Origin of the sequence: Kribbella sp. ALI-6-A (assembly GCF_001984195.1) — a bacterium.
Taxonomy (GTDB): Bacteria; Actinomycetota; Actinomycetes; order Propionibacteriales; family Kribbellaceae; genus Kribbella.
The window spans coordinates 808,499-820,096 of the sequence record NZ_MTQN01000012.1; the positions used below are offsets into that span (position 1 = coordinate 808,499).

Genomic DNA, 11,598 nt, shown 5'->3' on the forward strand with positions numbered 1-11,598 from the left:
CGTGTCGTGTAATCTATTGCGGGTGAAGCCGGCGGAAGAGCTGCGATACCTGGTGCTCGCGATCCAGCGCGAGGGAAATCGCCTGCTCGCCGCCGATCTCCGCCCGCTCGGCATCACCCCGTCCCAGGCCGAAGTACTGCGGGTTCTGCGCGACCACGGCCCGCTGACCCTCAACGCGCTCGGCGGTCTGCTGGTCTGCGAAACGGGCACGAGCCCCAGCCGCCTGGTCGAGCGACTGGTCGGCCAAGGACTCGTACGGCGCGAGATCGACAAGGTCGACCGGCGTTATCTCGCGCTCAGCCTCACCTCGCGCGGCCGTCAGCTCTGCCGGCGCGTCGTCACCGCCGAGGAGCGGCTGCACCGGCGGATCGCGGAGCTGACCGCCGGACTGCCCGTCGACGAAACCATCAGCACGCTGCGAGCCGTCGCCGAGGCCTTTCCCGCCGGTGCGGCCCTGGCCCGCCGGCGCGACACCGTGAAGGAGAAATAGTCATGGAGTACGCAAGCTCGACGATCCCCGCTTCCCGCACCGCGATCCGGCACGCGCTGCTCGACGCACGCGCGCTGCCCGAATGGAACGAGGCCTTCGTCTCCGTCGACGGACCGGCCACGCCGACCGTCGGTACGCCGTACGCGCTGCGTGTGCGTCCGCGCTTCACCGGCCGGCTGACGTACACGGTGATCGAGCCGGACCGGGTGGAGTTCGTCTGGGAGGTGCCGGGGTTCCACGAGACCGCCAGCTGGATGATCGGGCCGGACGGCGAGGTGACCCACGGGTTCAGCCAGTCCGGCCCGCTCGCCGCCGTGCTGCGGCCGGCGTACCGGGGAATCGCCGCCGTCCGCCTGGGCCGCCTCACCAACCGCCTCAGCCAGCTGGCCCGCGCCGCCTGATTCCTACTGGAAGTGCGCCCCCGGCTTGCGGTAGCCGCGGAGCAGATCGCGGGAGATGATCAGCCGCTGCATCTCGTCGGTGCCCTCGAAGATGCGCCACAACCGGACCTCACGGAACCACCGCTCGATCGGTAGCTCCTTGGTGTACCCCATGCCGCCGTGGATCTGCAGGACCCGGTCAGCGACCCGGTTGACCGTGTTGGTGCCGTAGAGCTTGGCGATCGCGCTGTCGTGCTGCGGGTGGCGGCCCTGGTCGACCACCCACGCGGCGTACAGGACGAGCCAGCGGGCCGCCTCCAGCTCGACCTCCGAGTCGGCGATCATCCACTGGATCGCCTGGTTGTCGGCGATCGCACGGCCGAACGTCTCCCGGCTGTTCGCGTGCTCGATCGCCAGCTCCAGCAGGCGCTCGCAGGCCCCGATGCCGCGCGCGGGAATCAGGAACCGCCCCTTCATGATCCATCGCATCGCCAGCTCGTACCCCTGGCCGATCTCGCCGAGCACATGATCGGCCGGCACTCGCACGTCGTCGAAGTTGAGCGTCGCCGGAACCGCCTGGCCCATCGTCACGATCGGGTCCGACGTCCAGCCGCGATCGCGATCGACCAGGAACGCGGTGAACCCGCCTTTCGACCCCAGCTCCGCGTCCGTCACCGCGATCACGATCGCGAAGTCGGCCTCGTTGCCGCCGGTGATGAACGTCTTTTCGCCGCGGATCACCCACTCGTCACCGTCGCGCCGGGCCGTCGTCCGGATCGCCCGTGTGTCCGACCCCGCGCCCGGTTCGGTGATCGCGAAGCAGGACCTGCGCTCGCCGGAGATCGTCGGCAGCAGGTACTCCTTGCGCTGCTGCTCGTTGCACTCGTAGAGGATGTTGTCGGCCTCGCCGCCGAAGGAGAACGGCACGAAGGTCCGGCCGAGTTCGCTGGTGATCAGCGCCTGGTCGACCGCCGACAGGTTCATCCCGCCGTACTCCTCGGGTGTGCTCAGCCCCCAGAACCCGAAGCTTTTCGCCTTCTCCCGCAGGGCTTTTACGGCCTCGGGCTCGACGCCGGGCAGGCCCTCTCGCTCCCGCCGCAGGACGTCGTTCTCCAGCGGCATCAGCTCCCGCCGGACGAACTCGCGAGTGGTGGCCCGGATCGCCTGCTGTTCCTCGGTGAGCGAGAAGTCGACCATGCAACGCCTCCTGCGTTCTGCGTCCGGAAGAATGCCTGAAGAGTGCCTGTTGAGTTCCTTCTTTGCCACCCTAGGCCGATCTAGCCTCGATCACATGCTGACCGAGATTCGCGGAACTCGCCTGTACGTCGACCAGCGGGGTGCGGCCGACGCGCTGCCTCTGCTCTACCTGCACGGCGGCCCCGGCGCGGGGTCGTTCGACTTCCTCGCCTTCCAAGGGGATCGACTGGCCGAGCGGCTCCGGCTGATCGGCGTCGACCAGCGCGGTGTCCAGCACTCCGATCCCATCGACGGACCTGTCACCGAGGACATGCTGATCGCGGACTTCGAGGCGCTGCGGGAGCACCTCGGGTTCGCGCGATGGGCCGTGCTCGGCCACTCGTACGGCGGCCGTCTCGCGCTGCGCTACGCGGCTAACCATCCGTCGTCGGTGAGCCACGTGATCTTCGAGAATCCACCGTGGGACATGGTCTTGGCCACTCGCACCCTGGTCGAGTCCGCCCTGCCCCTGCTCACGGAGTTCGGCCTGCGGGACGCGGCCGACGAACTCTTGGGCTGGTCGGGTCCCGCAACCACCGAGATGTGGATCGAACGGACGAGTCTGCTGCACCAGCTCGGGGAACGCCGGATGGAGATCTACCTCGGCCCGGCGTCCCATGACCTCAAGCTTCCGTCCGGCGATCTCCCCGACGAGATCCAGGACCGCGCGGGCTACTTCGCGGAGACCATCACCCACACGGCCGGCTTCAACGAGTCCCTACTCCCGCTGCTGCACCAACTGTCCGCGCCGGCCCTGCTCGTCAAAGGCGAACACGACCCCGTCACCAGCCCTGAGGAGATTCACCATTTCCAGACTGATGTTCTCCACGGCACCTATCAACTCTTCACAGGCGCGGGCCATTTCGTCCACGCCGAGCAACCCGAGGCGTACGCCGCTGCCGTCAGCGACTTCCTTCTCCGGTGAGCTGAGATCAGACCGCGATGGGAACGGCTCGCTTGTGCGCGGTGCGCCGGTGCGTGGCGATGATGATCTCGGCGGCCTCGGCGTCGATCTCGCGGCCTTCGAGGAAGTCGTCGATCTGGTCGTAGGTGACACCCAGAACGGCTTCGTCGGGAATGCCCGGCCGGTCGGACTCGAGGTCGGCGGTGGGGACCTTGCCGGTGATCTCGGGCGGGGCGCCGAGGCGTTCGCCGATCGTGCGGACGCGGCGCTTGTTCAGCCCGGACAGCGGCGTCAGGTCGCACGCGCCGTCGCCGTACTTGGTGTAGAAGCCCATCACGGCCTCAGCCGCGTGGTCGGTGCCAACGACCAGTCCTCCGCGGGCACCGGCGACGGCGTACTGCGCGATCATCCGCTGCCGTGCCTTGATGTTGCCGGCATGGAAGTCCGCCCGTTCGCCGAGACCGGCATGCGTGACCGCGGCAACCATCGCGTCCGTCGCGGGCTTGATGTCGACCGTCAGCGTCTCGTCCGGCTTGATGAACTCGAGCGCCCGCTTGGCGTCGTCCTCGTCGTGCTGCACGCCGTACGGGAGCCGCATCGCAACGAACCTCGCGTCGCCGCCGTCGGCCCGGACCCGCTCGACCGCCAGCTGGCACAGCCGCCCGGCGACGCTGGAGTCGACGCCACCGCTGATTCCCAGCACGTACACCGTCGATCCCGCCAGCCGCAGCCGATCGGCGAGGAAGGCCACGCGCCGCTCGATCTCCAGATCAGCATCGAACGACGGCGACACGTCGAGCTCAGCGATGATCAGTTCCTGCAGATAGCGACGGTCCTCGCTCATCGATCTCCCTCACCGGTCGAATCCTGGTCTCCAGTATCAGGTGCCCATTCCCCCGACCCTCACGCCGACCCGCGGGACGAGATGCGGCAAGCGGCCGCGACGCGGTGCCGCGGCTGCCGGCCGGGCACTTGTGACCTGGCACGGCAGTGTCGGACGGCCAAGTGCCGCGCGGGAGGAGGCACGTTCCTGCGCAAGTACGAGCGGCGCCCGCTCCGGGAGCTATGCATCGGCGGCGGGTTGAAGTCGACCATGACCGGCGCGCCGGGAGCTGCGCAGCGGCAGGATCGCCCAGCCCACGCGGTTGTGCCGACGCGGCGTACGACGTACGGACTGGCCGGGGCCGGACATAAGGATTCCCCGCGCACCCGGAAGAGCTCACTTACCCTTGCTGCCTTCCGGCCCTGGGGGAGTTGGGCGAGATACCGCCACGCGGGGAACCAGCAGAGAGTGTACGGGATTGCGGGGTGGAACCGGGAATCGACCCCCAGGCCGACGGACGGCGTCTGCCGCGCTCGCCGAGCACCCCGCGACCGAACAGGGACCCGACCTCCAGCTAGGACGCGCGACCTAAAGTGGGCGCCGTGACGAAACTCTCGTTCGGGCCGTTCGGGATCACCACTGGGTTGACGAGTTCGCCGGAGTCGATCGAGGCGGCTCGGGTAGCTGAAGAGTTGGGCTACCCGGCGATCTGGTTGTCGGGTGGACCGTTGCCGGGACTGCAGACGATCCGGGACCTGGTCGAGGCAACGAACAGGATCAGGTTCGTGAGCGGGATCCTGTCGGTCGACTCGTACGAGCCGGACGACGTCGCTGCGACGTACTCGGCTCTCGAGGCCGAGGCCCCGGGGCGGTTCACCGTGGGATTGGGTGGAGCGCACGGGGCTCGGCCCGTGGCCACGGTCAGGGAGTACCTCGACCGGCTGGGCGCCGTACCGGAGGAGCACCGCCTGCTCGCGGCGCTCGGGCCGCGCATGCTGGAGCTGGCTCGCGACCGGACTGCCGGGGCGTACCCGTTCCTGGTGACCTCGGAGTACACGGCAAGTGCTCGGGCGATCCTGGGAGCTGACAAGCTGCTGGCGGTGAGTCACCTGACGGTGGTGGAGACCGACGCCGAGCGAGCGCGCGCCATCGCTCGGGAGCCGATCAGCTTCTTCGTCACGCTGCCCGGCTACGCGGCAAACCTCCGGCGGATGGGGTTCAGCGACAGCGACCTGGCCGAGCTGCCGGATCGCATGGTCGACGCGCTGACGGCATGGGGCACGCCGGAGCAGATCGCCGACCAGTTGCGCGAGCACCTGGAGGCCGGCGCCGACCACGTCGCCGTCAACATTCTGACCGGGGTGACCGGGCCGCAGCCGATCGAGCAGTGGCGCGCGCTGGCGCCGATGCTGCTTTAGCGGCTGCGTTCGCCGACTGGCCGAGGACCGAACTCAGCCTCTGGTCGAAGACCGAACTCAGCCTCTGGTCGAGGAGCGAACTCAGCCGCTCTGCCGAGCGCGCAGGGCCGGGATCCAGTGGTCGCCGTACCGGTCCTGTAGTTCCGGGCGCTGCCAGTCGGATCCGGTGATGACGCCACGGCAGAGGTCGGAGCCGCACGAGCACCTCATCTGCCAGTCCTCGACGCCTGTGCTTGTACCGTAGTCGCTGGTGACCTCCTCGCCGGCCACGATGTCCCGGCGGGCGGTCAGGGTGACGGCGTCGGTCCACCAGGTGTTCGGGTCGCAGCTGTGGTTGCCATAAGCAATGACGGGACGCGGATCGCCGGGCAGGACCAGGTGCAGGTCGTCCTCGAGCGTGATCGTGTCGACCGGCGGATGCTGCAGCAGCTCGTTCAGTTCGGCGGTCGACACCTTGCGCCCGGCCAGCACCGCGACGACCTCACCCGCGGCGATCGGCGCGGTGGCGAACAGCCCCTGCCCCGCGATCCCCGATTCCCCTACGGCGAGGTGCGGGTGACTCCAGCAGAGCGGCTTCTCGTACAGGCGAGCGGTCGAGGTGAGCTGGTCGTACTGGTACGGCTTCGCCTCGCCCGTCGGCTCGAACCCCTGCCGAAACCAGAACGGCGCGGCCTGCTTCGCGTTCGTGTCCACGACAGCCAGCCGAAGGCGCCGTACCTCGGGCCAGGTGTTCTCGACGAACCGCTCGACCAGCCGGTACGCCGTACGCCCGATCCCGCAACCCTGGCGATCACCCCGCACCTGGAGCAGCCCGATGAACGCGTACGACGGGTCCGGGTAGCCGCGCAGCAGATCGACCAGCGCGACCAGTTCGTCGCCCTCGAAACCACCGAGGACAACCTTCGCCTCCTCGGCCAGCATCTCGGGCCGCATCATCAGCAAGCTCTGCGCATCTGCCGGACCAGGTGGGTAGCCCGTGATGCGCTCGGTGTACCCGGGGTCGGACTCGATCAGCGCCTGCACGGCGTCGACGTCCGCCGGTTCTATCGGGCGGAGTTCCATGCGGCCTCCAGCTCGTCGATGCTGCCGGACATGATCGCCGGGACGTGCTTCGTGACGAGTTCCGCCGGCCAGTCCCACCAGGCGACCGCGAGCAGCCGCTCGACATCCTCGTCACTGAACCGGCGCCGGATCACCTTCGCCGGGTTGCCCCCGACGATCGCGTAGTCCAACACGTCGTCGACCACGACCGCGCGGGACGCGATGATCGCACCGTGCCCGATCCGCACCCCCGGCATCACGGTCGAGCCGTACCCGAACCACACGTCGTTGCCGACCACCGTGTCGCCACGTCCCGGCAACCCCGTGATCAGGTCGAAGTGCTCCGCCCAGTCCCCACCCATGATCGGGAACGGATACGTCGAGGGCCCGTCCATCCGGTGGTTGGCCCCGTTCATCACGAACGTCGTACCGGTGCCGAGCGCGCAGTACTTCCCGATCCGCAACTTCTCCGGCCCGTAGTGGTACAGCACGTTCCGCGTCTCGAACGCCTCCGGATCGTCCGGGTCGTCGTAGTAGGAGTAGTCCCCCACCTCGATCAACTCCGACCGCACCAGCGGCTTCAGCAACACCACCCGGTCCGCCCCCACCACCGGCCGAACAACATCAGGATCAGGCACTCCAACCATGCCCCCGACCCTAGAACCCCGCCCCGGCCCCCAGCCTCCGATTTTCCCTCCCCCAACCCCCGATTTCCCCCCGCCCGGCCAGCTCGCGTATCCTCTCCGCTTGGAGGATTCGCCTAGAGGCCTAGGGCGCACGCTTGGAAAGCGTGTTGGGGGCAACCCCTCACGAGTTCGAATCTCGTATCCTCCGCCAGCTTCCTAGAGGCTCCAGGAGTCACGTTTCCGCAGGTCAGAGCGTGATTCCCCCCTCTAGAGGCGAGAACGACAGAGGGGCCGGACGCTCAGCGCCCGGCCCCTCTTTTCGTCCCAGGGTCTCAACGAGGGTCTCAACGACACTTCTCAGGCGGGTATCGGAAGCCCAGCCGAGCCGTCGTCACCGCGTCCCTTTTTCCGCTTCTTCCCCTTTGACTTCTTCCCGGCCTTGCCCTTCGGCTTGGCCCAGATGAACCCGCCCACCCGTTCAGCGATGTCCATCCGGACCGGCGCGGTGATGTGCTGGTAGCGCTTCACCATCGAGGATGACGACCAGCCCATGACGTCCATCACAGCGCGCTCGGGCACTCCGAGCAGAAGGAGGACGGTCGCGGCAGTGTGCCGGGCATCGTGCAATCGACCCTCACGGATACCGGCAGCCGCCAGGATGTCCTTCCACTCCCGGTAGTCCATGTTCGGGCTCAGACACTCACCGGTGCGCTTCGCGAACACCCAGCCCTCCTCCTTCCAGAGCTGCCGGGCAGTCACCCGCTCGACAGCCTGCTCCTCCTTGTGCTGACGAAGAATCTCGGTCAGCTCAGACGGCAGTCCGATCGTGCGTCGGCCAGCGCGCGACTTGGTAGGCGAGGTCTGCGACCGCGAGAGCTGCCGCTCCTTGCAACGTCCCGGGCTGCGCCCGCAGGAACCATCACAACCGTGCTTGTACTTCGGACGATTCAGGCTCCGCCGAACCTTCAGGACGCCGCTGTCCAGGTCGATATCCGACCACTTCAGCCCCAGCGCCTCCCCCTGCCGCAATCCGAGTGCGAGCGCGATCGCCCACCGCACGTGATTCCGGCGCTTACCCGCCTCCAGCAAGATCGCCTGAATCTCCTCCAGGCTGTACGGGTCCACCTCGTCCTCTTCCTCCAAGTCGAGGCGCGGTGCATTCGCTTTCTCCGCTGGGTTGTCAGCCGTCAGCGCCCCACGTTTCTCAGCCTCTCCCAAAGCCGTACGAATGGTGCGGTGAGCCTGATGCGCGGTACCTGCCGAGGACCCGTTCTCCTGCATCTTCGTGTAGAAGCGCTCTAGGTGTTCGGGGAGCAATTTGTTGAGCTTGTGAGCGCCCAGGCCAGGAATGAGGTGCACCCGGACCGCAACTTCGTAGGCGTCGTAGGCACCGTCCCGGAGGTTCGGCCGGACGATTGTCAGCCAGTGAGTGAGCCATTCAGCAACGGTCCACTTCTTCGTCGCGGTACGGCGCACCTTGCCGCTGTCGCGCTGCTTCTCCAGTTCCGCGACCCGCGCGACAACATCATCCTTGTCCCGGCGCTTCACGTGCGGCCGATCGGGCGTCCCGTCATCCTTGACGCCCATCGTGACGCGGCCATGCCAATAGCCATCCTTGCCGAGGTAGATGGTCGACCGGCCATCGGGATTCTTGTGACGCTTCCCTTTGTCATCGCTCACTGAGAATTCCTTCCTAGGCAGCCTGGTTCTCACGGGCGGCGGCCCGGAGGCGGTCGATGTATTCGGTGATGCACTCCGCCGGAATGCGCCGGAGGCGACCGAGCGGGATCGATTCGAGTTCGCCGGACTTCAGCAAGGCAAAGACGGTCGTGCGGCCGATGCCGAGCTGGTGCGCGGCCTGTTCCACCGTCAGCAGCAGCGGCCCGGCGGTGGTGATCGAGGCTTCGGTGATGCTCATGAGAAGAGATCTCCTTCGGTGCAACGAGTTAAGTGGGACATCTGGGACTGGACCGGCTGGCGGCTGTCCCAGGCGTTTGCGCAGGTCAGATGAGGTGCTGGGACTCTGGGACACCTGGGACAGTCCCGGTGTCGGGTGGGAAGTAGCGGCCTCCGTCGCGGCGGCGTAGCTGGCCGTCGTCGGCCATCCGTCCGCAGGTCTTGCGGATTGCTTCCCGGTCTTGTCCGAGCGCGTCGGAGATGGCTTTCGGGGTCGCTCCCGGCGACTGTCGGAGGTACGTGAGGATCGCGGCGCGGGTGCTGTGCAAGGTGTGGTCGATCGCTGCCCCGGCCAGCAGCTCCCACGTGCCGGTGCTGGCGTCGAATCGCATCGCGCGTTCGGCCTCATCCACATCGCGGCCCGTGATGTGCAGAACGCCGTCTGCCTCACCACGAGGCCGCTTGAGCGCCATAATCGTGTCGGCCGCGCCAACGATTCCGTTCGTGCCGGACAACTCGGCAGTGAAGTCATCGGCCGCCATCTTGCGCAGGTGATGCACGAGCACCACCGCGATGCCGTAGGTGTCCGCGATGCTCTTCGCGCGCCCCATCGCGAGGTAGTCAGCGTCATACGGCGAGATTCCGGATGGCGTTGCGCCGCGCATCTTGGCGAACACGTCGATGACGACCATGCGGGCGTTCGGCCGGTTATCCAGCCATCCCCGGATGGCGTCAGCGCCGCCGTCGGGCAGGGTCGGGAACTCAGTCAGCAACGTGAGTCCGGCCGGTGCCGGACGGTCACCCAAGATCTTGCCCATACGGCTCTGCAGCCGACGCGGCGTGTCCTCCAACGCCAGGTACAGCACGTCTCCTGGGTCCACGGTCACCTCTCCGAGCACGGGCGCACCGGCGGCGATGCCGAGCGCGAGGTTGAGCGACAGCCACGACTTCCCGGCCTTCGGCGCTCCGGCCAGCAGCGACAACCCTTCGGGAATCAGCCCGGGAACGGCCCATCGCGGCGGCGCGAACTCTTCGGCCATCAGCCGATCGGCCGTCCAGGCGTTCGCGAACGGATCGGCCTTCGCCGGTCGCGCCGGTTCGGGCTCGGACCGTTCCTCGAGCGGCGGCAGCCAGTCGGGATAGATCACCTCTGCCATCCGGTACGTCTCGTCCGGATCGGGCTCCCACGCGTGCTCCATCACGCCGCCACCTGACGCGGGCGCTTCGCCCCGGCCCGCAGCCCGGACGAGATCGTCTTGTCCGCCTCCCACGCCGTGTACGCACCGGCCGCGACCTGTGCCGACGCGGCGTTGGTCAGGACGGCGCGCACGTCGATCTCAGTCAAGGAGCCACCGGCGACCAACTGCCCAAGAGCTACGGACGCCTTGTACAGCGAGAGATTCCGCTGCCCTTCCCCTGCGGTCAGCACGCGTTCGGTTTCGGCCCGGATAGCCGCGTCCAGGTAGCCCGACCGGCGACCAGTTGCCAGCTGGAGCGGCGCGGCCTGCTGAACGGGTGCGGGGGCGGGCTTGAGCGCCTCTGTGAGCCACTGGGGAAGCGGCGCGGGGCCAATGTCGTGGACGGTGCGGTAGCGGCGTCCAGCGGCCACGGACGCAGCTCCGACGACGTACCCGCCATGGGCGCGGGTGTCGATCAGCCAACCGAGCCGGGCCTGCGTGTTGCGCAGCTCGATCCCAGCAGGCGAAGCGAAGTACAGGTGTTCGCCGCCGCGCCCGGTCAGAACGGTGTGGGTGTTCCACGGGTACGGCTCCCCGGCCGTGTCGGCGCAGTCGGCGAGCACGTCAGCTCCGCAAGTGATGCCGGGCCTGGCCCACGCCTCTGGGGCCGTCTGGCCGGGCTTGGGCTGGTCCAGGTCGATCACGACCAGACCGGACGGCCCGCAGGCGATGCCGACGCCGTACGGGCCAGCCGACCAGCAACGCTCGATCCGGGCCGCGTCGGTGGTGGCGCGGTGTTCCCAGTCGTCGACGGCCGGGCGCTTGCCGTCCGGGACGAGAGGGAACACATGCCAGCCGTGGGAAGCGGCAGTGAGGGCGGCGGTCAGCAAGTCGTTCATCGGTAGTTCCTTCCTCCGAATGGGTCAAGCTGCGTAGGAGTAGTTGGCGGCGTCGATGCAGTCGTTGCACCGGCCATCCGCGGTGGGGATGCAGTAGGTCTGTTCGCGGCGGCACTGCCCGCAGGTCCGGCGGGCGCGCATGGCCTTGTCCAGCGCGTTGAGCACGGCGGGTGTGGCGCGCCGCGATGGCTTGGCGAGATCGAGCCGGTAGAGCCATGCCCAGCGCTTGCCCTTGCGCCACGCGAGGACGGCGTACGGCTCGTGTCCGCCTGGGCACATGTGCATCGCGCGGAGCTGGCGGCGGGTGGCGAGTCCTGCGGGCGCCCAACCGAACCGGAACACCGGCGTCCCGTGGTAATCCCAGCCGAGGGCGTGTTTGCCGTTCCACAGCTCGATCCACACCGAGCGGGCCGGGTGCAGGCTGACTCCGAGTTGGGCGGCCATCACTTGCTGCCCTTGCTGGTGGAGTTCTGTCCGGCGCCCCGTACGGCGCGGATGTGGTTCACGACGTGGCGGCCGACGCGGACCCGCAGACCGGACCCGTCGCACTTGCCGCAGTGGCGGTAGGCCTTGCCGAACGGGGACTTGAACTTGCCCGCGCCCTTGCAGCGGCGGCACTTCCCGAACGGCCAGATCAGGCAGCTCAGCAGGTAGAACCCCACGGCGATCGTCACGACGAGTAGCACGGTGGCGACCTGTCCGGCGGT

At 68.1% G+C, this 11,598-nt stretch carries 14 protein-coding genes, 1 tRNA gene and 1 other RNA gene; 5 read left to right on the forward strand and 11 right to left on the reverse strand.

Annotated elements, in window-relative coordinates:
* Window positions 1-22: 22 nt before the first annotated feature.
* Together BWI15_RS30360 and BWI15_RS30365 are read left to right on the forward strand one after the other, a co-directional pair.
* Window positions 23-490: a MarR family winged helix-turn-helix transcriptional regulator gene (locus BWI15_RS30360; RefSeq protein ID WP_077017965.1), complete on the forward strand. Its 468-nt coding sequence runs from the start codon at window positions 23-25 to the stop codon at window positions 488-490.
* Between the two features lie 2 nt (window positions 491-492).
* Window positions 493-891, forward strand: coding sequence for a hypothetical protein (locus BWI15_RS30365; RefSeq protein ID WP_077017966.1), 399 nt, complete (start codon window positions 493-495; stop codon window positions 889-891).
* Between the two features lie 3 nt (window positions 892-894).
* On the opposite strand, the gene BWI15_RS30370 is transcribed toward BWI15_RS30365, so the two are convergent.
* Window positions 895-2,067: an acyl-CoA dehydrogenase family protein gene (locus BWI15_RS30370; RefSeq protein ID WP_077017967.1), complete on the reverse strand. Its 1,173-nt coding sequence runs from the start codon at window positions 2,065-2,067 to the stop codon at window positions 895-897.
* A gap of 94 nt (window positions 2,068-2,161) precedes the next feature.
* Here BWI15_RS30370 and BWI15_RS30375 point away from each other — a divergent pair, with 94 nt between their 5' ends.
* Window positions 2,162-3,031, forward strand: coding sequence for an alpha/beta fold hydrolase (locus BWI15_RS30375; protein WP_077017968.1), 870 nt, complete (start codon window positions 2,162-2,164; stop codon window positions 3,029-3,031).
* Between the two features lie 7 nt (window positions 3,032-3,038).
* Here BWI15_RS30375 and nadE read toward each other — a convergent pair whose 3' ends face one another.
* Complete coding sequence (nadE, locus tag BWI15_RS30380; protein WP_077017969.1) at window positions 3,039-3,854, reverse strand: ammonia-dependent NAD(+) synthetase; 816 nt, start codon at window positions 3,852-3,854, stop codon at window positions 3,039-3,041.
* A 345-nt stretch (window positions 3,855-4,199) separates the two neighbouring features.
* Window positions 4,200-4,296, reverse strand: an RNA gene (ffs, locus tag BWI15_RS30385) — signal recognition particle sRNA small type.
* A gap of 139 nt (window positions 4,297-4,435) precedes the next feature.
* Between ffs and BWI15_RS30390 the strand changes: the two genes are divergently transcribed.
* Window positions 4,436-5,251: a TIGR03620 family F420-dependent LLM class oxidoreductase gene (locus BWI15_RS30390; RefSeq protein ID WP_077019402.1), complete on the forward strand. Its 816-nt coding sequence runs from the start codon at window positions 4,436-4,438 to the stop codon at window positions 5,249-5,251.
* Window positions 5,252-5,332: 81 nt separating this feature from the next.
* Here the strand turns inward: BWI15_RS30390 and BWI15_RS30395 are convergent, their stop codons facing one another.
* Together BWI15_RS30395 and BWI15_RS30400 are read right to left on the reverse strand one after the other, a co-directional pair.
* Window positions 5,333-6,313 (reverse strand): GNAT family N-acetyltransferase, encoded by a 981-nt coding sequence (locus tag BWI15_RS30395; protein WP_077017970.1) that lies wholly within the window; start codon window positions 6,311-6,313, stop codon window positions 5,333-5,335.
* A complete protein-coding gene (locus BWI15_RS30400; protein WP_077017971.1) occupies window positions 6,295-6,939 on the reverse strand; it encodes a CatB-related O-acetyltransferase in 645 nt (214 codons plus the stop codon). Before BWI15_RS30400 ends, BWI15_RS30395 begins: the two co-directional genes overlap by 19 nt.
* A 102-nt stretch (window positions 6,940-7,041) precedes the next feature.
* On the opposite strand from BWI15_RS30400, the gene BWI15_RS30405 reads away from it, so the two are divergent.
* Window positions 7,042-7,129: transfer RNA gene (locus BWI15_RS30405), tRNA-Ser, on the forward strand.
* A 146-nt stretch (window positions 7,130-7,275) separates the two neighbouring features.
* Here the strand turns inward: BWI15_RS30405 and BWI15_RS30410 are convergent.
* From BWI15_RS30410 to BWI15_RS40295, 6 genes are all read right to left on the reverse strand, one after another.
* Window positions 7,276-8,598 (reverse strand): tyrosine-type recombinase/integrase, encoded by a 1,323-nt coding sequence (locus BWI15_RS30410; protein ID WP_083751108.1) that lies wholly within the window; start codon window positions 8,596-8,598, stop codon window positions 7,276-7,278.
* Window positions 8,599-8,611: 13 nt separating this feature from the next.
* Window positions 8,612-8,836, reverse strand: coding sequence for a helix-turn-helix domain-containing protein (locus BWI15_RS30415; protein ID WP_077017972.1), 225 nt, complete (start codon window positions 8,834-8,836; stop codon window positions 8,612-8,614).
* 85 nt (window positions 8,837-8,921) lie between these two features.
* The gene (locus BWI15_RS30420) at window positions 8,922-10,013 is read right to left on the reverse strand and encodes an AAA family ATPase (RefSeq protein ID WP_237771639.1); all 1,092 of its coding nucleotides are present in this window, start codon (window positions 10,011-10,013) and stop codon (window positions 8,922-8,924) included.
* Window positions 10,013-10,891: a bifunctional DNA primase/polymerase gene (locus BWI15_RS30425; RefSeq protein ID WP_077017973.1), complete on the reverse strand. Its 879-nt coding sequence runs from the start codon at window positions 10,889-10,891 to the stop codon at window positions 10,013-10,015. Before BWI15_RS30425 ends, BWI15_RS30420 begins: the two co-directional genes overlap by 1 nt.
* Window positions 10,892-10,915: 24 nt before the next feature.
* Complete coding sequence (locus BWI15_RS30430; protein ID WP_083751109.1) at window positions 10,916-11,335, reverse strand: RRQRL motif-containing zinc-binding protein; 420 nt, start codon at window positions 11,333-11,335, stop codon at window positions 10,916-10,918.
* On the reverse strand, window positions 11,335-11,565 hold the full coding sequence (locus BWI15_RS40295; protein ID WP_237771528.1) for a hypothetical protein: 231 nt from the start codon (window positions 11,563-11,565) through the stop codon (window positions 11,335-11,337). The genes BWI15_RS30430 and BWI15_RS40295 overlap by 1 nt, the downstream gene beginning before the upstream one ends.
* Window positions 11,566-11,598: the final 33 nt, after the last annotated feature.

Bases quoted from the DNA above. Each gene is read 5' to 3' on its own strand.
- BWI15_RS30365 (WP_077017966.1), top strand. From the start codon at position 493: ATGGAGTACGCAAGCTCGACGATCCCCGCTTCCCGCACCGCGATCCGG.
- BWI15_RS30370 (WP_077017967.1), bottom strand. From the start codon at position 2,067: ATGGTCGACTTCTCGCTCACCGAGGAACAGCAGGCGATCCGGGCCACC.
- BWI15_RS30375 (WP_077017968.1), top strand. From the start codon at position 2,162: ATGCTGACCGAGATTCGCGGAACTCGCCTGTACGTCGACCAGCGGGGT.
- nadE (WP_077017969.1), bottom strand. From the start codon at position 3,854: ATGAGCGAGGACCGTCGCTATCTGCAGGAACTGATCATCGCTGAGCTC.
- BWI15_RS30395 (WP_077017970.1), bottom strand. From the start codon at position 6,313: ATGGAACTCCGCCCGATAGAACCGGCGGACGTCGACGCCGTGCAGGCG.
- BWI15_RS30400 (WP_077017971.1), bottom strand. From the start codon at position 6,939: ATGGTTGGAGTGCCTGATCCTGATGTTGTTCGGCCGGTGGTGGGGGCG.
- BWI15_RS30415 (WP_077017972.1), bottom strand. From the start codon at position 8,836: ATGAGCATCACCGAAGCCTCGATCACCACCGCCGGGCCGCTGCTGCTG.
- BWI15_RS30420 (WP_237771639.1), bottom strand. From the start codon at position 10,013: ATGGAGCACGCGTGGGAGCCCGATCCGGACGAGACGTACCGGATGGCA.
- BWI15_RS30425 (WP_077017973.1), bottom strand. From the start codon at position 10,891: ATGAACGACTTGCTGACCGCCGCCCTCACTGCCGCTTCCCACGGCTGG.
- BWI15_RS30430 (WP_083751109.1), bottom strand. From the start codon at position 11,335: ATGGCCGCCCAACTCGGAGTCAGCCTGCACCCGGCCCGCTCGGTGTGG.